This is a genomic window from Melioribacteraceae bacterium, assembly GCA_035362835.1.
In the GTDB taxonomy this organism is placed as follows: Bacteria; Bacteroidota; Ignavibacteria; order Ignavibacteriales; family Melioribacteraceae; genus DSXH01.
In genome coordinates this window covers 56,666-78,592 of sequence record DAOSDY010000004.1, presented here as the reverse complement: position 1 = coordinate 78,592, position 21,927 = coordinate 56,666, and the positions used below count along the sequence as shown (strand labels likewise).

Below are 21,927 nucleotides of genomic sequence, written 5' to 3'. Positions count from 1 at the left end.
CCACGGATATAATTTATAAACTATTAATCTTCTACTGTAATTCCCATGCTGCGTGCTGTTCCGGCTATCATACTAACTGCCTGATCAACGTCATGAGCATTAAGGTCGGGCATTTTAATTGTTGCAATTTCCTTAAGCTGGGCTTTAGAAACCTTAGCAACTTTAGTTTTATTAGGTTCGGCCGAGCCTTTTTCTACCTTTACAATTTTCTTTAAGAGTACAGCAGCAGGGGGAGTTTTTGTGATAAACGTGAATGATTTATCGGAATAGACAGTTATAACAACCGGAATAATCAAACCCTGCTTATCGGAAGTTCTGGCGTTAAACTGCTTACAGAACTCCATAATATTAACACCCTTTTGACCTAACGCTGGTCCAACCGGTGGAGAAGGATTAGCCTGACCTGCGGGAATTTGCAACTTAATAAATCCATCTACTTTCTTTGCCATATTTTTACCTAATTAATTATTTCTCTAATTCAGCTTGAACGAAATCAATTTCGACAGGAGTTTTTCTGCCGAAGATTGATACCATTACTTTAATTTTCATTTTTTCTTCATTTACTTCCTGGATAACACCTGAGAAATTATTGAACGGGCCGTCAATAATTTTAACGAAATCGCCGGAACGGAATATTGTTTCGGTCCTTTCCGTTTCATCGTTCTGGGAGATTCTTCCAACAATTCTTTTAACTTCATCGTGCTGAAGCGGAATCGGATTATTCTGCGAACCCAGGAATCCCATAACCGAAGGAGTATTTATAATAAAGTCCTTGGCCTTTATATCGAGGTCGGCACATACGAGTATATACCCCGGGAAGAAATTTTTCTTTTTCGTTTTTTTCTTGCCGTCTTTAACCTCAAAGACCTTTTCAGTAGGGACGAGGACTTCGAATATTCTGGCTCTAAGTTCATCATTGTCGCGAAGCTCATTTTCAATCAATGATTTAACTTTGTTCTCATGACCGGAGAAAGTACGAACCACATACCATTTTGATTTTTCATTTTCCAACTAGAAAATTCCCTTTAAAATTTGAGTTACGGTCATGTCGATAACATAAGTAAATGCGGCAAGAATGAGGCAAACAACAATAACAATTGAAGTAGATTCCTTCAATTCATCTCTTGTAGGCCAGGTAACTTTTTTCATTTCCTTAACCACATCATTAACAAAGTTGATAATTTTTTCTTTCATATTTTTTCGCTTTTAACTGGTGCACGTCAGGAGGGATTCGAACCCCCAGCCTGCGGTTTTGGAGACCGCTGCTCTGCCAATTGAGCTACTGACGTATTATTTAGTTTCTTTAAATACTACGTGTTTACGAGCGATCGGATCGTACTTTTTATATTCAACTCGATTAGGATGATTTCTTTTATTCTTTTTGGTAGAATAACGATAACCGGTTCCGGCACTGCTTTCAAGAACTATTATCTGTCTGATATTTTTTGATTTTGCCATTAAATTATTCCTGTTAAATCTCTATGTTTTTTCAGATTGAGCTGATGACCGGGATTGAACCGGTGACCTCTTCCTTACCAAGGAAGTGCTCTACCAACTGAGCTACATCAGCAGTTGATCTAGAGCGGGAGACGGGACTCGAACCCGCGACCAACAGCTTGGAAGGCTGTGACTCTACCAACTGAGTTACTCCCGCAAATTTCACATAAGACAAAAAACAATCAAAGAAGATGAAAAATCCTCTAAAATCAACACTTTTATTCTATTTTCAGGGAAAAACTGACGAAGTACGAACAAAACTGGGATTTTTTCTCCTTCATCAATTTCAGTATGTGGGCGGCGAGGGATTCGAACCCCCAAAGGCGTTTGCCAACGGATTTACAGTCCGCCCCGGCTCTCCAACTCCGGCGTCCGCCCGGATAAAATTCACCCACTAACTCAAAAAGCGAGCTTCAAATATAGAGCGGGTTTTCTAAAAATGCAAGAATTGAATAAGAGTTTTTTTAATCTTTTTTAATGGCCCCATAATTCTCTGTCAAGACTACGGTATTGAATTGCCTCACTTATATGCTGTGGTAAAATACTTTCGGACATTTCCAGATCCGCAATAGTCCTGCTTACCTTGATAATCCGGTCATATGCCCGCGCAGATAATCCGAGTCTGGTCATTGCCATTTTTAATAGATCTTCTGAGGAAGAATCGATTCTGCAGAATTTTCGAAGCTCTTTAGTACCCATGTCTGCATTACAATAAACATTAGGTAAATTTTCAAACCTTTTAAACTGAACCTTTCTGGCATCAACAACCCGGTTTCGAATGAATTCCGATCTTTCACCACTGGAGCCGGAAGCGAGGTCCTTGAATTTAACTGAAGGAACTTCGATATGAATATCAATCCGATCGAGTAACGGTCCGGAAATTCTTGACATATATTTCTGGATCTGGCCGGTATTGCAAGTGCATTCCTTGTTCGGATCTGTGAAATAACCGCAAGGACAAGGATTCATAGCTGCAGCCAGCATAAAATTAGCCGGGAATTCAACAGACATTTTCGAACGGCTTATCGTAACTCTGGAATCCTCCAAAGGTTGTCTTAAAACTTCCAGTACATTCTTTTTAAATTCCGGCAGTTCATCCAGGAATAAGACTCCATGGTGAGCAAAGGAGACTTCACCCGGCCTGGGTACTGAACCACCGCCGATAAGGGCTGCATCAGAAATAGTGTGATGAGGATTGCGGAATGGTCTTTCCGTAATCAAAGCTTTATCCTTCGGAAGTATACCGGCAACAGAATGGATCTTAGTAGTAGAGAGTGCTTCTTCAAATGTAAGCGGTGGAAGAATTGAGGGTAACCGCTTTGCAAGCATAGTTTTTCCGGATCCGGGAGGACCGATCATCAGAATATTATGACCTCCCGCAGCAGCAATCTCAAGAGCGCGTTTCACATTTTCCTGACCTTTAACGTCTGAAAAATCGAGTGAATAATTATTTACACCGGCAAAAATATCGGCCCGGTCAGTTTTAACCGGTTTAAACTTTTCAGGTTCCGAAATAAATTCGACCACTTCGCCAAGTGAAGATAATCCGAACACATCTATTCCTTCTACAATCGAAGCTTCTTTGACAGAATCGATAGGAAGTGCAATACGGCAAATTCCGATTCTTTTAGCTTCAACTGCGATTGGAAGAGACCCTTTGATTTTCCTTAGGGAGCCATCAAGAGAAAGTTCTCCAAGAAACATCATTGTATCGAGGCGGTCCATCTCGATCGATTCATTTGCGGCAAGTATCCCGATCGCTATCGGAAGGTCGAATGCACTCCCCTCTTTTTTTATATCCGCCGGAGCGAGATTGACTGTTATTTTTTTAAGCGGGAATTCGAATCCTGAATTTTTTAATGCGGCTGTTACTCTTTCTCTACTTTCTTTTACAGCATTATCTGGGAGACCGACAATTGTAATTGAGGGGAGTTGCCTTTCGCTGTGAGTTTCAACCTCGACTATATAAGCATCAATTCCAAAAGTAGCTGCAGAGATTATTTTCGAAAACATACAATCTCTATTTTACTTTCAATTGAAATCTAGTGAAAAAAGTAATACAATGAAAATGTAATGGTAATTTATTACACTTATTTTTTTAAAACGATAAATAAAAGGCCCTCGTTAAATGAGGGCCCTCAAAAAGGCAAAAGGGGAGGTCTAATTAACACTTTTTATTTATTAAGTTTTTTTGTTTTGAACAGTTTATTGAAGTCTTTAAAATTTCTCGACATAAATGCTATACTTAGCAATGCAAAAAATAAAGATGGATATTTCAACTCCTCTTGAGTAAATGCTGTGTAAATAAAGATTATTAATCCTAGGACTCCAATTACTTGACGGATCATTACATTACTACTTGGGATTACAAAACTTAGTACGAAAAAGATCACGACCATACTAATCATCAATACTGTCATGATTCCTCCATTATGCTTTTATTTATAATGTAATTTAATTACAGATGTCATCTATGGTAGGGCCACAACAATATGTGCATAGGCAGAGATAAGAGCATGGCCAATACCAGAGAGGCCCGCATAATGTGCATAAGGATAAACATGCCCCATACTGAATCCAGTGACAATTATCACCAGATTCTTCCATAGTCTTTCTTAATCGATTCTTATTAATTGTAGTATTAATTCTTGCATAATGATTAAAGTTATCAAAAAATTTTTCAATATCGCAAGTTCTACAATTGTTCTTTTCTTTTGCATTTATTAGATTAATAATTTCTGGGACTTTATTTTTAATTGAAGAAGTGAGCTTTTTCAATTCAATATTCATAGCTTCTAATTCATCATTAGAATAATTTAAAAGGTTCTTAATTTTTAATTCGTCCTTTTCAAGATAAGCCTTTTTTAATGCTAGAATATCGACGCTATTTTTTATGACTTTTTCCATTATAGAATTTCTAATATTAAGAAGAGCTTCAATTTCACCAATACATAATGACTTTATTCTTTCGTTGGCAATTAAATAAGATATTTTTGCAATTGGTGAAGATTGATTCTGAGACGGCTGTGATGGTAACTTAGTATTATCTTGACAAGTCAGAAAAAGGACACAACTTAATGATAGAAATAGTAACACGATAATTAAAGCTATTTTTTTCATAATACCCCCAAAAAAAATAATTATTGATAGACCTACTTTCCCCTTTTTCCCCTAAGTAATATAAATATAAATATATCAATATTCACTAATCTTAATATTAGTATTATTGAGTTTATTTATTAAGGAATGTAAAAATATAATAGCCGCTGAGTGCTATTATACATTAATTGCAAAATGACTTAACGGAAGTGGCTTATTTATACTTGTCGATATCAAGTATATACTAGCTTGCAGAATAGATACAAAATTGCAGAAATACTACTAATTATAAAATCTCTTCAATACATTATTTAAACTTTCTTAGGAATTCTATACGATCCTTTAATTGTTCAACAGGCACTAATAATTTATCCTTTCCATAAATTGCATCATCCCTATTTGTAAAAACAAGTTCATAATCCTTGCTCATAACAATTGCTTCTTCCGGGCATACCTCTTCGCAGAATCCGCAGAAAATACATCTAAGCATATTTATTTCAAATTTTTCCGGATATCTCTCTTTTTCGAGTTCTGTTTCAGCCGCCTGTACTTCGATTGCAAGAGCCGGACAAACTCTGGAACACAATCCGCATGCGACACATCTTTCAACACCGTTCTTTTCCTGAACAAGCACTGGTCTTCCTCGATATGACGCAGGCGGTTCAAATTTTACTTCGGGATATTCCATTGTTACTTTCGGGCGGATCATATTCTTAAACGTAAGGATCATACCTTTAAGAATCTCTACAACATAAATTCTTTCAAAAAAGCCGAGATCTTTTTTTCTTTTTTTCTCTACCATAGCTTTCCTTAGAATTTCCCTTTTACAGATTAAAAATCATAATTATTGCAGCGACCCAAATAATGTTAACCAGCGAAAGCGGAAACATAACCTTCCACCCTATATTCATCAGCTGATCGTAACGGAATCTCGGTATTGTCCACCTTACCCACAGAAAAACAAAAAGGATAAAAATTACTTTAAAGATGAACGCACCCACCTGTAATATCACGGTTAATGTTTGATTAATTCCGAGCTGATCAATATAAGGGATCTGCCAACCTCCTAAATAGAGAGTAACGATCATACAGCTGGCAATTATCATGTTAGCATATTCAGCAAGAAAGAAACCGGCAAATTTGAATGAAGAATACTCAGTATGATAACCACCGACCAGTTCAGGTTCTGCTTCCGGCAGATCGAACGGGAGACGATTCGTTTCCGCAAAAGCCGACACAACAAATGTGATAAATCCAATTGGTTGTAAGACCGCATTCCACATCCATCCATATTGGGCATTTACTATATCAACAGGGCGCAGAGATTCCGAAAACAACAGCACTCCCGCAATCGAAAAGCCCATAGAGACTTCGTAAGAGATCATCTGAGCCGAGGATCTTATTCCTCCGAGTAGTGAATACTTGCTGCCGGAAGACCATCCTGCGAATGTGATTCCGTAAACACCGAGAGAAGTTAACGCGAGCACATATAGTACGCCGATATTTACATCCGCAACAACAAGTTTAATCTCGTATCCAAATATATTGACTGAGGGTCCGAACGGAATAACAGCATATGTAGCAAATGCAACAAAAAGGGCGATGAAGGGGGCTAAGGTATGAAGAGGCTTATTCGCAGCATCCGGAACAATATCCTCTTTAACAAGCAATTTAAATACATCTGCAAAAGGTTGAAGCAATCCTCTATAGCCAACACGATTAGGACCCATTCTGTTCTGAACCCACGCACTTACTTTTCTTTCGAAATAGACTAGATATGCGACTGTTAGAAACATCACTGCAACAACAAAAAGAATTTTGATAAGCGATATTACAATAATTTCAAAGACTGTCATCTTATTTCCCTGTTAAACAGAAAATGTCGCTTTGGTTTGAAGTCTAATTCCAAGTTCACCAATCAAATCATAATCAAGATTGTTAAACTCACTAACTGACCTGGCAATATCCGAGAAGACCTCTTCAGCCATATCATATTTTACTTTATTCCCGATCTGAGAATAAACCATAGAAAGAATTTTCCAACTAGGTTTCACATCATATTTACGTCCCTGCATCCAGCGGTCGAACTTTGTACCGAATTTATCCCATCTGCTCATATTCATACCATCAAGAGCCCTATCCCCTTCTGCGGTTGTAACTGCCGGCCGAATCCGCTGCAGGCGTCCCTGAAAGTTTACAAAAGTACCATGCTTTTCTGCATAAGTTGATACACCGAATAAAATGTGGGCTCTTACCGCGGTCTCATTAAAATTCGAACTATGTACAATCACCAATTCTAGATTTTCGAGAGCCTGTTTCCATTCATCACCTATTGAAATAAGATCTTCTTCAATGACATAAAGTGCTTTAATCCTGCCTTCTTTAATTCCTTTTAAAATTCCATCAATTCCAAATCCATTCTGACCGGGTTTTACACCGATCAGGCGGGCACCGAGATAATTTGGAGTTTTGTCCTCACGGATTAATATATCGTCCCGATCCCCTGGTATAATGTGATTAATCAAATCGATATTAGAGATACCGAGTGATTTAGCCAATTTAACCAGTAGGAAATTATCCTCGCAGGTAGCAAAGGGTGAACCGATAAATGCAATTTCACTATGCTTAAATTTTTTCAGTTGGCCGACCATATATTTAACCGCATGCTGCAATTCAGATTTTACCAATTCTCCATTCTCTCTGACGAATACGCCATCAATTCTATTTTCAGCATTAACAAATTTGAAAGTATTCAGTCTTCCGCTGTCGCACATCCAGTAACTATTTACATCTTCATTATGTCTTGGAGTAAGCCGGAGAATCTCGTTATTACGGACCCATATTTCAGTATTGCACCCACGCGAGCAGCCGATACAAACAGAACCGGTATTCGACATTTCCCATACACGCGATTTAAATCTGAAATCCTGATTAGTTAAAGCGCCAACGGGACAAATATCCGTTGTATTAAGAGTATAAGGATTATCGAAAGATTCACCGGGGAAGGTCGAGATAGTGACTCTATCGCCACGTTTCACGAATGTGAGCTGATTAGATTTAGCAATCTCATCCGAAAACCGGATACATCTAGAACATGAGATACATCGATCGCCGTCGAACTTGATAAACGGACCGAGCTGAACACGTTTTTCCTTTCTCTCTTTAATTTCTTCGAACCGGCTTTCACCTTTTCCATGGGAATAAGCATATTCCTGAAGTTTGCACTCACCTGCTTCATCGCAGATGGGACAATCGAGAGGGTGATTAATAAGAATAAATTCCATAACCGCATTACGTGCTTCAAGAGTTTTTTCTGAATTTGTATGAACGGTCATGCCTTCAGCTGCAAGCGTAGAACAGGCTATAACGAGCTTCGGCATTTTCTCAACTTCAACCAGACAAACGCGGCAGTTTCCGGAAACAGACAGTTTTGGATGCCAGCAGAAATGTGGAATATCTATACCCGCAGATCTTGCGGCTTCAATAATCGTCTGACCCTGCTTAAATTCGATTTGATTATTATTTATTGTAATAAATGGCATTAAAATTCCTTCTTTTATGCGACTCGTTGAAGGAGTAAATTTTTCGGAGATAAAATTACTCTTGTCATTGTTCCATTTTCAAAAATTTCATTGGAAAGATCCCTGATTTCTTCTGCCGAAACCGCATTAATTTTGCGAATCGTCTCTTCAACACTTTTCACTTTGTTAAAATAGATTACTGACTGGGCAATTCTCAGCATTCTATTGGTAGTGCTTTCCAGACTCATAAGCATATTTCCAATTAAATATTCTTTTGCACGACTAAGCTCAGTATCGCTTACTTTCCTGCTTTTAATTTTATTAAATTCTTCCAGAATAAGTTTTTGAGCTTTATAGACTGACTTTTCGTTCGTTGAAAGATATACACCGAAAGTCGAAATATCATAGAACGAATTTAGAAATGAATTAACCTGGTAGGCAATTCCATTCTCCTCTCTTATTTTCTGGAAAAGCCGCGAGCTGCTCCCTTCGCCGAGTATATGAGAAAGTAGATTAACGCCGATCCGTTTTTTATCCTTTGTTCCGTAAGTGGTTTTTCCGATAATGTAATGGACCTGCTGAGTATCTTTCTCAACAAAAAGATCGGAACAGGGATTCAGTTTTACATCTCTAATTTCCGGACGGGATGATTGGGATTTATGCTCAACATACTTATTAACAAAAGAAAGAAGTTTGCTGTGGTTAATATTTCCGGATGCGACAATAAAAAGATTTTCGAGAGTGTAATTTTCATTCACATACTTTTTAAGATCCTTCTGTTTGAAAGATCTGAGATTTTTTTCGGTTCCAATTATAGGCATAGCAAGCGAATTTCCGTTAAACACATTATTCTCGAATTTGTCGAATATCAACTCGTCAGGCGAATCCTCTATATCATACAATTCATCAATTACGACTCCGGATTCCCTTACAATTTCTTTAGGACTAAAAACAGAGTTCTGGATCATATCAGCAAGAACTTCGAAAGTCTGTTCAATATGCTCAATAAGACCCCGGCCGTAAAAACAGGTATGTTCTTTTGAGGTAAAAGCATTCAGGTAACCGCCGAGTGATTCGATATCCTCAGCAATTTTTCTGGCACTCCTTTTACGGGTTCCTTTAAAAAACATATGTTCGAGGAAATGACTAATACCGTTATTATTAAAATTCTCATCACGGGAACCGACATTAAACCAGAATCCTAGAGAGAAGGATTTTACATGAGTAATTTTTTCAGAAATGACGGTTATACCGTTTGGCAGATGTGTAATTTTTATATTGTTCAAAGAGAATTTCTTCGCAATTTGTCTACTAAATTAATGGGCAAATATAGAGAATGGTTGACCGGTTTTCAAATCAGGAGGACTTAATAGGAAGTCCCCCATTTTTTAAGATTATTTTATTTACGCGGCAACCTTTCGAGGTAGGAACTTGTGCTAAGAACAGCAAAGCTATCTATATTATTCAGTTCTTTTAACGAATTGCAATTCAGATAACTCATTGCGCTTCTAAGACCGTCCGAGATACCGTTGATAACATTTTTTACAGCTCCCTTATATGGGACAAGAGTTTCCTCCCCTTCAATAAATTCATTTTTCATTTTAACACCGAAGGATGCAGAACCTCTGTATTTCTTCCACAACTGGTCATTATATTTTATCACCTCACCCGGAGTCTCCTTAGTACCGGCCAGCATTCTTCCGAGCATAACAACATCTGCTCCGCAAGCAAGAGCTTTTGCAACATCTCCGGGGCTCTTAATTCCCCCGTCAGCAATAAGTACTATATCGAGTTTCTGTTCAAGTTTTGTAAAATAAACATCGAGCAGGGATGATACCTGTCCAATTCCGATTCCCGTCTGAACAGATGTTGTACAAACGCTTCCGCCTCCGATACCTATTCTTACGGCATCAGCACCGGCATCTACAAGCTGTTTAAGTGTAGATCCGTGCGCAATATTTCCGACAATTACTTTAGAGTTATACCTGGATTTAATTTCTTCACATTTCCTTAATACGAATGCATTATTTGCGTTAGCAGTATCAATACAGATAATTATTCCCCTTTCAGCCAGGGGTGCAATAATTGAGTCCTCTGCAGTAAGGCTAATTGAGACAGCTTTAATACCCTCAATCAAATTACCGCTGCCGACCAGTTCCGAAAGAGAAGAATTAAAACGGTTGAGTATCCCAATGCATCCAAGATTAGATAGTTCTTTTGCCATCTCAATTCCAGTTACAGTATCCATCGGGCTGGAAATAACAGGCACAGAAACTTCAACACCTGCAACGGTTGTCCGTGTGTTTATTTCGTTCCTTGTTTTAACCTGGGATATCTCTAGCGGGATAAGACTTATATCGTCGTAAGTAAGTGAAAGAGAATACTGATTCAATTCTTTTTTAGAATAGATTTTCATTGATCTGTCCGGTATTATTTTATTTTTTTTTATAAACAGCTAACCGTGCAAACATACAAAAATATCGATACAGTTTTAAGTGAGTCCAAATTTTTCTAATTTTCGCCAACTTTTTCATAACCGGGAATAATATGACTTCAACAGAAAACAAAACGTCAGGCAAACAGACATGGAGATTTCCAAAGGATTTCTGGCTCGCAAATTTAATGGAGTTGTTTGAACGCGCTGCTTATTACGGATTTTTTATTGTGCTGACTTTATACCTTACCGACATAGTCGGGTTCAACGACAAAGAGACCGGAATTGTAGCCGGTATTTTCTTTGCAGGATTGTATTTTCTTCCTCCATTTGTAGGCGCGATAAGCGATAAGATAGGATTTAAGAACGGACTTATTCTGGCCTTTTCACTTTTAACAATCGGATATTTTCTTTTAGGCGTCTGGCATTCCAAAATGCTTGTCATTCTTTTCTTAATCATCTCGATGATCGGCGGTTCATTTATTAAACCGTTAATAACCGGGACAGTGGCAAAGACAACCAACGAAGACAACCGCGCACGGGGATATGCTCTTTTCTATTGGGTTGTCAATATCGGTTCATTCAGCGGAAAAACTTTCGTTCCTTTTATAAGACAGGGTTTAGGATTAGAATATGTCAATTTCTTTTCTGCGGCAATGTCTTTTATTGCGCTTCTATTTGCGATCTTTTTTTTCAAGCAGGTTGATACCGGGCATAAGAGTAAAACTATTAATGATGTATTGACTTCTCTAAAGAAGATCTTCTCAACGCCAAGGCTAATTATATTAATACTGATTGTAACCGGATTCTGGATAATTCAGCATCAGCTATATGCAACAATGCCTAAATATGTAATACGACTGTTGGGTGACGATGCACGTCCGGAATGGCTCGCAAATGTTAATCCGCTTGTAGTTGTATTGTTTGTAGTACTGATTACACAGTTAATGAAGAATAAAAAAGCGGTAACATCAATGCTGGTTGGAATGCTTCTGATGCCTTTCTCAGCTCTGGCGATGGCCGGAAGCCAAACACTCGAAGGTATAACCGGGGATGCAGTTTCAATATTCGGATGGTTTGCCCTTCACCCGCTAACAGTGATGATGATACTGGGAATTGGGATTCAGGGACTGGCGGAGTGTTTTATTTCGCCTAGGTTTCTAGAATATTTTTCACTGCAAGCACCAAAAGGTGAAGAAGGTGTTTATCTGGGATTCAGCCACCTTCATTCTTTTTTCTCGGCGCTAACCGGTTTTATTATGTCGGGATTTCTGCTTGATAATTACTGTCCCGATCCCAAGACATTACCCGCAGGGTTAACCGAAATAGAGCGTGCGGCCTACTACCAGGATGCACACCTGATCTGGTATTATTTCCTTGCGATCGGATTGGTTGCCGCAATCGCTTTGTTCATTTATAAAATTGTTACTGAACGAATTGATAAGAAAAAGCAGGCAGCCTGATCAATCTAGTTTAATTAATTCCGGACGGGAATCAATCATTACAATTTTGCGGTGAAAAGGTAATGAATGGTTCCCGTTTTTATTTGCACAGATTATTCTCAGATTTTTTTCCTGATCGTTTAAATTGCCTGCATCAATTCTCAGCAGCCGGTTTTTCTCGTCATAATCGAATTTTATTTCATTCCTGTCCAGATAAACAAAGATGGACCTCGGATTAATACCCGTAGAATCTTTAAGCAGAAAAAGGAGCTGAGACCCGCTCTCATAATTTACAGAACTGTCCGGCAAAAATTCGATTGAAGGAATACCGGCCCGAAAATACTTTGCAATACCTCTAAAAATTCCCCACGCCTGAATTCTGTTAAATGTTTCATCATTCAGTCTGAGCTCTTCCAGACGGTTAGTGTGGAATGCGCATTCAACAAGAACTGATGGTATCTTAGTCCTTCGCAGAACAGAAAACCCTTCACCCGGATAGATCAGATAATCCGAATAGGTTCCGTCGAATGATCCGAGTCCGCCAGGATTTCTCATAACGTAAGAGAGATCCCTCTGGATGTAGCGGGCGAGATCCCGCTCGCACGGTTCATATTCGTAATCGGTCTCCTTAGCGTGATAATACGTTGAAGTGTAATTGGTCCAGTCGTCCTCCCATTTTGCGGGAGCGTTATGATGAATACTGATGAAGAGATCGGCACCGCTTGAATCGGCCAATTCAGAACGGCGGGCGAGCTGAACGGTTTCGTCCTTATCACGCGATAAGAATACTTGAACACCTGCAGAATTAAGATAATCCTTCAGAAAAAGTGCTACACTTAGATTTACATCTGCTTCAACAACATCGCCCGAACGGCTTTTATTTCTTCTGTCTTCGCCACCGTGTCCGGGATCCAGAAAAATCTTTTTCCCGTACAGGTACTTTGAGTAATCCGATATGGTTTTTGTTCTAACAGTTTCATCCTTCCAGTCGGGAGGGATTTCATATAACGGCAGATTTATCGTTGTGCATTTAACAAACAGAACCAAAGACAATAGAATAAAAGCAATATTTATTTTTTTCATTAATGATCCGTGAATTACCATTCCTGATTAACTCCCGAGGCAATTAATTTAACACACTTATTCTCTTCTAAGGAGAAGTGGCATTTTCCGCAATGATCCAGATTGGGTTTATAATATTTATCCTGAATGTTATTAATTGAACTTACAAGGCCGTTCCGGTATTTCATTAGGTCGTTTCTATCAATTCTTTTAATCACTGTCTGATCCGGATATTTCAGGAAAACCAGCTGAAGATCGAAATATTTCTGTTCTGTAAAAAATTTAGAGAGAATGTAAGCATAGAAATTCAATTGCTGATAATAATCTGCGGCCCGGTTTTCTATCATTTCTTTATCAATATCATCGGTTTTATAATCAATTATCAACAATCTCTCTTTTTCAATAATCAGACGGTCAACAATTCCGTAGAGGAAGTTATCCCCTTCTTCAGCATAGATTTCGAATTCATTTCTGAAATCGGTAAAGTTCAGAATTTCCTTAAATATCCTTGAGTCAAAAAATCTATTCAAAGTATCTGAAACAGACTTTCTAAGTTTAAGGATCTGTTCGGGATTGTTAATCGATTCCGATGCCATATATTTTCCCAATACAACATCGATATTGGCTCTCTCAACGTTTTCACTCAACAGGGAATGGATAATTCTACCTTTAATTTCCGCATATTGTTTTAATTCTTCATCCTCTTTTGAATTAAATTCGTATTCATTCGCAGAGTATTTTTTTAACATATTATAAACAGTCGGATAGCCGAGTTCATACGTCAATTCATACTTAACGGGGCACTGTGTAAACATAGATATTTTTGTTGCCGAAATAATCTCTTTCTTTGGCCTATCCGAGATTTTCTGCAGCAATATTTTCTTTCCGGTGTTTTCAGTCTCACCGGTTTTTAGAGGCGGCAGTTCTTTAAATTCAGAAGCGAGCCCTATTTCTGTTGATATAGTATTTTTTTGAAAGTTGAAGCTCTCATTTTTCTTGATCATAAATAGAACATCACCTGACAACAGCAGCTGCCGGTTCTCAAAATTAATATTCAATCCCGCCCTGAACATTTCAAGAAATGAACCGCCGGATGGGTTTTTATTCAAGGTCGAAGAGATGAAAAGATAATTCATGGCACGGGTAACCGCGACATATAAAAGCCGTTTTATCTCAGCGTTGTTTTTCTGCTGATGGATATAATTGTAGAGTGAGACAACCGCAGGAGTAACGGCGCCGGCGAAATAATTTCCGTCCAAAAAAACTTTAACCGGGAAACCGAATTCCTTATCGATACCCATTGAGCGCGACCTGATCAAATTCTCTTTAGCTGAATCGTTGCAACCGTAAAGGAAAACCGCTTTATATTCGAGGCCTTTGGACTGATGAATAGTAAGGAGCTTAACTGTTTCTGAATCTTTAGCTATCTGGGCCTGACCCTCATCCTGCATCGAATCAATTGCGTCCCGGAGATAAAGTGTAAAGTCGTACAAATTTTTAAAACTCTTACTATGAAAATCTCTGGCGATAGAAATCAGTTTATTAAGGTTTGCCAGCTCCTGAGTAGAATTCCTTTTAGAACTTACAACTGACCAGTAACCCCGGTCGGATAGAATTCTCCGGATAAGTATAAAGATTTCGGAAGAGACTGAGAGGGCCAGGTGACTGTTGAGACTTATTACAGAGTTTTTAGATTGAACATCTTTCACAGAAAATGATTTCAATTTTTCAAAAAGATTCTTTCCGTCCATCAAGGAGATTTCGAACAGTTTAGGATCCGAAAAGTTATAGAAAGGTGATCTTAAGATCCCGAGAAGTGCGGCATCATCATCAGGATTAACAAGAAAAGTGAGATAATTATAAAGATCCGAGATCGATTGTTTCTGGTAAAATCCCTTCCCGCCGAGGACGGTATAAGGGATATTCTTTCTTACAAATACTTCTTCGAGGTCCTGGAACATCGATCTTTTGCGGCAGAGTATTCCGATTTCATTCAGCTTAACGATTCCCGATGAAACAATTTCCAGAATCTTGGATGCAACCAGTTCTGCTTCAGTAAACGAATCCGGCTCGCGGGCAATTAAGAAATTGACTTCACCCTTTTCAATTTCTTCCTTAGCATAAATTAAATCATTATAACCGACCTCATTAAGGAGCGGATCGGCTCCGCTGAAGAGCTGGCTGAATAATTTATTAGTAAAGAGAACCAGTTCAGGAGTCATTCTGAAACTGTGAGGCAGAAGCAGAAGTCTTCCATTTTCGTCAAGCCCCGCAATATCGTCCTTCGTTTTATTGAAGACAGCCAGATCGGCATCCCGGAACATATAGATACTCTGTTTCTCATCTCCAACGACAAACAAATTTCCATGCTTAAGATTATCAAGAATCGGCATAAATATTCTGTATTGTATGTCATTAGTATCCTGGTATTCATCAATCATAATAAACTTATACCGAATTCGGAGGTATTCCTTAACATCCTCCCTGTCTATAATCTTCCGAGTAAGCAGAAGAATATCTTCAAAATCGAGATATCCTTTTTCAGATTTTTTATCGCTGTAGAGTTTCAATACATAATCAAAAACTTTCAGGTAGTTCCTTCCGAAGTTATAATATTCGAGAAGAGCTTTATCACTGTAATCCGAATTAAGAATCTGGCTGAGCCGACCGAACAATAATTCGACCTCGTCAATTTCAAAGTTGAATTGCTCCCTGTTTTTGGAAAGATATCCCCTGTTCTTAATTTCAAGTTTCTGAGTCAAAATAAGATTCTGTAATTTCTTAAGACCATCGAACAACACATTTCTACTGTCCGTATTAACGAGCGTTTTCAAAATTGAAAGAACATCGAGGGCAATTTGATTTTCGGGTTTCAGCTTAAGTGCATGCGAGTTTATTGCTGATATAGATTTGAGTGCTTTTTGAACAGATGCACGGAAAAAATGATCGTAGTAACGGTCGAACAAACTATTAAGCATTGAAACAAAGTCTTCCGCAGGCTTATCATATAAGGCTCTGGCATTCTGCTCAATAATTTTCCTCTGTTCAATTCCATGCTGTATGTTTTCGATCAGTGATAATTTAGAACCGAAAAACCGGATAAGATATTTCAGTGCTTCGCTGCAATAGGGATTATTGATCAGCTGATTCAGGGATTCATCGATAGAAAGTAGGATCAGTTCATCGGAGGTTGATTGATCCACAGGAATAAAGTTGGCATCTATACCGGCTTCGGGAGAGAATTCCTTCAGGATGCCAATGCAGAAAGAATGGATTGTTGAAATATTTGCGGATACTAATTGCCTCCTGGCGTTTTCAAGTTTACTCAGTTCTTTAAGATCACTTGTTTCTTTAATGCGTTCTTCAATTTCGCCAGCGATCTTTTTATTCAGCTCACCTGCAGCTTTATCAGTAAAAGTAATAGCGACAATATTCTCGACCTCAACATTCTCCTGAAGCAGTATTTCAACAAAACGTTTAGAAAGAACAAACGTCTTGCCGGAGCCGGCATTAGCCGTTAGAATAATGTTCGAACTAAAATCGAGAGCATCTTTTTGAAATGGAGTTATAGATTTCTTCATTCACTTACCGGAAGAGTAATTAAGAAAGTAGTCCCGCTAACAGAAGTATCTTCAACTTCTATTGTGCCGCCAATGCTGTCAATAAATTTTTTTGTAAGAGAGAGCCCGAGACCCATACCCTGCGATTTTGTCGTAAAATTTTCCTCAAATATCCGGTCCAGGATTTTAGTGTCTATCCCGGTTCCGTTATCAACGACCCTTATTTGGCATGATGCTGAATCTGCCGAAATACGGATAAAGACATTAGAAGCCCCGGCCTGAATTGAATTTCTGACTAAATTAATAATTGCTCGGCTCAAGTGATCAGAATCCGCATTAATAATTATAGAATCGATTTGAGAGTTTAATGTAATCGGATATTTTTCATCGGAAAAGAGATTCAGAGTTTCTCTTATCAACGCGACAAGTTCAACTTTTTCGATATTTAATTTCGGCATTCTTGCAAAATTGGAGAATTCGGAGGCAATATTTTTAAGAGTCTCAATCTGGTTAATAAACGTTATTGTAACCTTATTAAAGATTTCATCAAACCTGGGGGATTTATCCCTGTAGGCGGCAATCAGCTGCTGAACAGAAAGTTTCATGGGTGTTAAGGGATTTTTAATTTCGTGGGCCACCTGTCTGGCCATTTCCTTCCATGCGGTTTCACGTTCAAGCTGGGCGAGTTCGATCTGACTCTTTTTTAATTTTCTAATCATCATGTTAAAACCTTCCGCCAGCTCACCTATTTCACCAGTGCTCTTTTCTTTGATTTCTATATTTAAGTCGCCGCTTCCTATAGACCTGGTAGCGTGGGTCAAGCGCCTAATAGGTGAAGAGATCTGACCGGCAAGAATAGTGCTCAGCGAAATTAGAAGGATAAGTGCAACTGCAAGTATACCGAAAAGGAAGAGATCAAGCTCCACATTCGAAAGAGGCAGATTCATTCTGTTCATTAAAGTACTTACGTTAATAATAAGAGGATTATCCTGATTACCAGCACTCATATATACTGAATAATATTTTTCTCCATTTGAGCTTTCTTTCAAAAAGATCTTACTGCTTTCCTGAATACTAAAATTCCGGAATGCTGCCGGATTGAGAACCGGATTGATAAGGCCGGTTTCATAGAAAACTTTACCGGATGAGTAAACCAGTTTTTCGTTGATATAACAGTTAAAATCAACATTGAGATCAGCATTTGCTTTTTCGAATATTGCCTGGGCATTTACGGTTGATGATGATAAGTACTGATTAAGATATGAACTAATTTTAAGAGCATCTTCCGAAAGTTTATTATTAATCAATTCTTCGTTTTTATTTTCATTTATGTTACGCAGATAAGCAGTTATCGCAATTAACGGAACAACTGAAACAAGAATAAAAGCGAAGGTAAGCTTAGTCCTGTAGCTTGAAAGGTACGCTTTCCATTTTTTCAGATGACCGGCCGAATAAATAAGGAAAAGAGTAAGAATAATTACGGAGTGGACAAAAAATACTTTGAAAAAATTTGAGAGATTCCATGCAAATCTTTTCTGTTCCAGAGCAACAGCAACAATTTCATTTTCTCTTTCACCGGGTTTAAGAATAAAGAGAAGGTGTGCTTCGCCATTTATATCGAGATTAATCCACGCTTCGTTGTTCTCAGTTAACCGGGGATCGGTGATCTTCTGCAATTCAGCCGAGCTTAGAGATACATTGCCGATTGTCTTAACAACAAATCCTTCTTCGAAGAAAATTATTTTAAGGTTTTCAAATTCAGTCGCAGATGCCATACCGGTCCGGGAAACAGAGAGGAATTCCGGCAGGATATCAATGCGGGGAGAATATTTATCGTACAACACACTAACTGCAAGGAATCCATTGAAACCGGATTGACTATTTAACCGGACAATGCCGGTAAGGACCTGTTGCGATCCGTATAAATTTTTATCGCGGAATATTTTCGGACCCGGCCCGGATTGATCCAGGTAGTTATCAATTCCCGTATTTATTATACGGTCGGAATTACTGAATTGCCCCAAAAGAATTCTATCGGAATTGTACAACGAAACAGCGGAGGGAATACTCTCTCTGAACAGAAGGCTCTTGTTCCAGATTTCGAAAGCCAACGATGAATAATTATCTGCAGCGTTGAACGGAATACCTTCAGCCGCTGAAAGTGAAAGAGTCTGATAAAGAATAAATTCATAAATTCCCTCATTTCTACCGGCGATCTCGTACGCGGTAGTTTTTAATGACTCCCTTTCGATTTCAGAATTGAAATAGACGAACAGACTGACAGTAATTACCGAGGAGGCGAATCCGTAATATATGTAATGAATAATTTTATGACGTTTAACAAAGGAAGCATAAGCCAGCAGAAATAAAAGTGTAACGGATAAAATTCGAATGAAAGGTGTTCCCTGAGGCTGCTTCTGGAAAAAATCGAATAACCAGCCGAGAAACTGCAGCAGGATGAAGAATAGTATTATTTTAAATAAGTGTAAGTTTTTATTTCCACCGGAAAAAGTTACAAAGAGGAATTTAAGAATCATAACAGCCAGGAGAACACCGCAAAAACCAAGCAGCAGAATGTTGAGATCCATCAGCAGTATACCCGGGGAAGGTATTAAAGCAAACTCCTTGAAATATCTAATCGCTGAATCGAAAACGACACTTCTGATTGAAGCACCAATACTGCGTAGCAAAATGAAAAACAGAAAAATAACCGGAAGGGAAAGGAAATAATATTTCAACCGGTTCTCGGGTCCATTCTCACTTTTTTCAAGGTATTCGGTCGAGTATTTGAAAGCATATAGGACAATTATTGTCAATAACAATATTGTGATAAAAAAATCGAGAGGAGATCTCACAATTCCAAATGCAAATACTGACGAGAAGTTTGATGGGTCCGTTATTTCATTATGGAGATAATTTGAAGGTATTCCAGGAATAAAAAGCATTATTCTTAATACAGTCAGATATGAAGCAATTAAAAGAAATTTGTAAATACGCTTATTAAAATTCCGGAATAAATTAATTCCCATCCATCCGATTGTAATGATTATGAGTAATAATAGAACAGACTGAATTACCTTAAACAATTCATCAAGATCACGCAGGGATAAATCGAGTGTCGGTTTTTCAAAAGTAACAACTCCGATCTTATTATTATAATTATTCAAAAAGAAGAATGAGTGATTCCGCCCGTCTCTGGACAGGTCTGCATTCCGGTCATATTCGATAATAATTGATGTTGAGAGGATTTTAGAAAGTATTCCGGAAAAGCTGACCTCCGAAAATGCGGATCCGGTCAATTGATAATGCCTTTCAATTTCCTCCCCGACCGTAATATAGAAGATCTTATTGCCGGCATAGAGCGTATCGACCTGAAAAACATAAGTAGAAAGATTTTTTCTTTTTAAAAAGATCTGACCGGGGCTGTTAATATTACCGGCAATCTCATTATCATCAAATATAAGAGTGTTATTCCATCCTAATATTTTAAAATTCTGATCGTTAACCTGAATAGTGAGTTGATTTAATTTTTCTTCCGAAATCAAACCGAGAAGAAGTGATGCATCATCGCCATTAATTACATTTCGCAGATCGGCCTTTAACTTCCCGGTTGTCTTTATGATATTATTCATCTTATCGTTAAATAAACCGAGTATTCTGTTTTCGTTATTGATCACGCGAAGAATAAGATCCTGTTCCCATCCTTTAACAATATTATTTCTTATGACAGGTTCAAGAAGGCCCGAAATAATAAAAGCGAGCGATAGAATGAGAAAGAAAAGAAACTTTTTATTCGACAGCAATTTTGATGCTCTCATCAACTTTAATTAATTGTGATTTGAGAAATGCGCCACTGATCATCTATCAACTGAAGTGTAATAAATACTGTTGCGCTGCCTCTGATTCCGTTGTTGTTAAATTTAAGAGTACCGGCGGCAAACGGATTATTCGTCTCTGCAACAATATTGGTAAAATTAAATGAATACGGTTTGTTGATGCTCAGATAATCTTTAATAACATAATACGACTGGTTGGCACTAAAATATCCGCTGGGCCCTTTTGAGAGACTAAGGTAATTTCTCGGACTGAAGTAACCTGAGAATTTATCGACTGAACCGCTGCTCAATCCTTCCTCAATTTTGATGAGGAGTCTGTTCACCTCCCTGTTACGGGATTCCTGTGCCTCTATTCCAGAAGTTAATACGGCAATAGAAACAAGAATGATCAGTATGATGGATCTGAGTCTCATAATTAGTAATTGTAGAGTTTTATAATTATCCTCTGTCAAAATATATTAAAAGAAATAAAAAAGCATACCATTGCTGGTATGCTTCCAAAAGAACTTTTGCAGACACCAATCACCTTACCGGTTCTTTTTCAGAATGGTATGATTGCTTCTTCCGTTTGAGAAAGTGGTTCTCTTCAATTCCCTGTTTCCTTCAACAAGCTGAAAAGCCCAATCGAAAACCATCCGGTCGTTTGAAATACTTCTGACCCTTACTTTAGCAAAGTGGTTATCCCATGTCCATATTACATAAGTATGACCAACCCGAGCTTCAACATATTTCACATTTTCGTTCGGCAGCATCGGTACCCAACCGGAAGATGGAGCATAGCTAATATCCCAGATATCCCCGGTTAAACCCATATCCTGAATATCAGTATCATCCCAAACATTTAGATAATATGTACCGTTGTAATTTTCGAAGAAGAAATCGGCATCATCGGAATTATAAGCAACAACCAGGTATTTGCTGAAATCGTAACCGGAATTATTTGGAGAACGGTTGTAATCGAATAGGGCCTGATTAAATCCTTCAGGACGCGGAGTATCGTAAATAACTTCGTAACTCAGGTCGCTTTCATTGTTATTGTAATCGTAAGCTGTTACCGCATAGTAATAAGTGGTACCGTTCTTGGCTCCGTAGTCGATGTAGGAAGTATTATAAGTGCTTCCGAGCAGAGTATATTTACCATCATATGAATATGCATAATAAACATTATACCCGGCTACATCACCCTCGGGATTCTCATCCCAGAAAAGATCAACTCTTTCGTCTCCGGTGACAGTATAAATTCCTTCAGGGGGTGACGGGGGTACATCATCATAGAAATAGTCCCCGAATTCATCACATCCTGTGAATAAAGTTGCTGCTGCAAAGATGAGTATCGCTAAGAATAATTTTACTGGTTTCATTTTCCCCTCCTTGGTTATTTTTATCTAAAGTAATTCAAGAGGAATGCCAGAAAATTCTCTTGAATAAAGGGGAAAAGTGGGAATCCGGATAATTCTGTGTACTTTTTATTATACA

Annotated in this window: 17 protein-coding genes and 4 tRNA genes; 1 reads left to right on the top strand and 20 read right to left on the bottom strand. The window is 38.2% G+C overall.

Annotated elements, in window-relative coordinates:
• Nucleotides 1-23: 23 nt before the first annotated feature.
• From rplK to PLZ15_13225, 15 genes are all read right to left on the bottom strand, one after another.
• Entirely contained in the window at nucleotides 24-449 is a 426-nt protein-coding gene (gene rplK / locus PLZ15_13295) for a 50S ribosomal protein L11 (GenBank protein ID HOI30720.1), read from the bottom strand.
• A gap of 16 nt (nucleotides 450-465) precedes the next feature.
• Nucleotides 466-1,011 (bottom strand): transcription termination/antitermination protein NusG, encoded by a 546-nt coding sequence (gene nusG, locus PLZ15_13290; GenBank protein HOI30719.1) that lies wholly within the window; start codon nucleotides 1,009-1,011, stop codon nucleotides 466-468.
• Complete coding sequence (gene secE, locus PLZ15_13285; GenBank protein HOI30718.1) at nucleotides 1,012-1,194, bottom strand: preprotein translocase subunit SecE; 183 nt, start codon at nucleotides 1,192-1,194, stop codon at nucleotides 1,012-1,014.
• 22 nt (nucleotides 1,195-1,216) lie between these two features.
• Nucleotides 1,217-1,289: transfer RNA gene (locus PLZ15_13280), tRNA-Trp, on the bottom strand.
• A 1-nt stretch (nucleotide 1,290) separates the two neighbouring features.
• Nucleotides 1,291-1,458, bottom strand: coding sequence for a 50S ribosomal protein L33 (gene rpmG / locus PLZ15_13275; GenBank protein ID HOI30717.1), 168 nt, complete (start codon nucleotides 1,456-1,458; stop codon nucleotides 1,291-1,293).
• 39 nt (nucleotides 1,459-1,497) lie between these two features.
• Nucleotides 1,498-1,570: transfer RNA gene (locus PLZ15_13270), tRNA-Thr, on the bottom strand.
• A gap of 11 nt (nucleotides 1,571-1,581) precedes the next feature.
• A tRNA-Gly gene (locus PLZ15_13265) sits at nucleotides 1,582-1,654 on the bottom strand.
• A 137-nt stretch (nucleotides 1,655-1,791) separates the two neighbouring features.
• Nucleotides 1,792-1,875: transfer RNA gene (locus PLZ15_13260), tRNA-Tyr, on the bottom strand.
• Nucleotides 1,876-1,971: 96 nt separating this feature from the next.
• Nucleotides 1,972-3,510 (bottom strand): YifB family Mg chelatase-like AAA ATPase, encoded by a 1,539-nt coding sequence (locus PLZ15_13255; protein HOI30716.1) that lies wholly within the window; start codon nucleotides 3,508-3,510, stop codon nucleotides 1,972-1,974.
• Nucleotides 3,511-3,951: 441 nt separating this feature from the next.
• The gene (locus PLZ15_13250) at nucleotides 3,952-4,617 is read right to left on the bottom strand and encodes a hypothetical protein (protein ID HOI30715.1); all 666 of its coding nucleotides are present in this window, start codon (nucleotides 4,615-4,617) and stop codon (nucleotides 3,952-3,954) included.
• Between the two features lie 286 nt (nucleotides 4,618-4,903).
• Entirely contained in the window at nucleotides 4,904-5,398 is a 495-nt protein-coding gene (gene nuoI, locus PLZ15_13245; protein HOI30714.1) for an NADH-quinone oxidoreductase subunit NuoI, read from the bottom strand.
• A 22-nt stretch (nucleotides 5,399-5,420) separates the two neighbouring features.
• The gene (nuoH, locus tag PLZ15_13240) at nucleotides 5,421-6,452 is read right to left on the bottom strand and encodes an NADH-quinone oxidoreductase subunit NuoH (protein ID HOI30713.1); all 1,032 of its coding nucleotides are present in this window, start codon (nucleotides 6,450-6,452) and stop codon (nucleotides 5,421-5,423) included.
• Between the two features lie 12 nt (nucleotides 6,453-6,464).
• Nucleotides 6,465-8,138 carry a 2Fe-2S iron-sulfur cluster-binding protein gene (locus PLZ15_13235; protein HOI30712.1) on the bottom strand — a complete coding sequence of 558 codons (1,674 nt, stop codon included), beginning with the start codon at nucleotides 8,136-8,138 and terminating at the stop codon, nucleotides 6,465-6,467.
• 14 nt (nucleotides 8,139-8,152) lie between these two features.
• Nucleotides 8,153-9,403, bottom strand: coding sequence for a pitrilysin family protein (locus tag PLZ15_13230; GenBank protein ID HOI30711.1), 1,251 nt, complete (start codon nucleotides 9,401-9,403; stop codon nucleotides 8,153-8,155).
• A gap of 113 nt (nucleotides 9,404-9,516) precedes the next feature.
• Nucleotides 9,517-10,533, bottom strand: a complete 1,017-nt coding sequence (locus tag PLZ15_13225) for a guanosine monophosphate reductase (protein ID HOI30710.1) — start codon at nucleotides 10,531-10,533, stop codon at nucleotides 9,517-9,519.
• A 131-nt stretch (nucleotides 10,534-10,664) separates the two neighbouring features.
• On the opposite strand from PLZ15_13225, the gene PLZ15_13220 reads away from it, so the two are divergent.
• Nucleotides 10,665-12,014: an MFS transporter gene (locus tag PLZ15_13220; protein ID HOI30709.1), complete on the top strand. Its 1,350-nt coding sequence runs from the start codon at nucleotides 10,665-10,667 to the stop codon at nucleotides 12,012-12,014.
• Here PLZ15_13220 and PLZ15_13215 read toward each other — a convergent pair whose 3' ends face one another.
• The 5 genes from PLZ15_13215 to PLZ15_13195 form a co-directional block, all read right to left on the bottom strand.
• Nucleotides 12,015-13,076: an N-acetylmuramoyl-L-alanine amidase gene (locus PLZ15_13215; GenBank protein HOI30708.1), complete on the bottom strand. Its 1,062-nt coding sequence runs from the start codon at nucleotides 13,074-13,076 to the stop codon at nucleotides 12,015-12,017.
• Nucleotides 13,077-13,090: 14 nt separating this feature from the next.
• On the bottom strand, nucleotides 13,091-16,636 hold the full coding sequence (locus PLZ15_13210) for a UvrD-helicase domain-containing protein (protein HOI30707.1): 3,546 nt from the start codon (nucleotides 16,634-16,636) through the stop codon (nucleotides 13,091-13,093).
• Nucleotides 16,633-20,433 carry an ATP-binding protein gene (locus tag PLZ15_13205; protein HOI30706.1) on the bottom strand — a complete coding sequence of 1,267 codons (3,801 nt, stop codon included), beginning with the start codon at nucleotides 20,431-20,433 and terminating at the stop codon, nucleotides 16,633-16,635. Before PLZ15_13205 ends, PLZ15_13210 begins: the two co-directional genes overlap by 4 nt.
• Before the next feature lie 5 nt (nucleotides 20,434-20,438).
• Complete coding sequence (locus PLZ15_13200) at nucleotides 20,439-20,864, bottom strand: DUF4783 domain-containing protein (GenBank protein HOI30705.1); 426 nt, start codon at nucleotides 20,862-20,864, stop codon at nucleotides 20,439-20,441.
• Nucleotides 20,865-20,978: 114 nt separating this feature from the next.
• Nucleotides 20,979-21,812, bottom strand: coding sequence for a fibronectin type III domain-containing protein (locus PLZ15_13195; GenBank protein HOI30704.1), 834 nt, complete (start codon nucleotides 21,810-21,812; stop codon nucleotides 20,979-20,981).
• Nucleotides 21,813-21,927 lie beyond the last annotated feature (115 nt).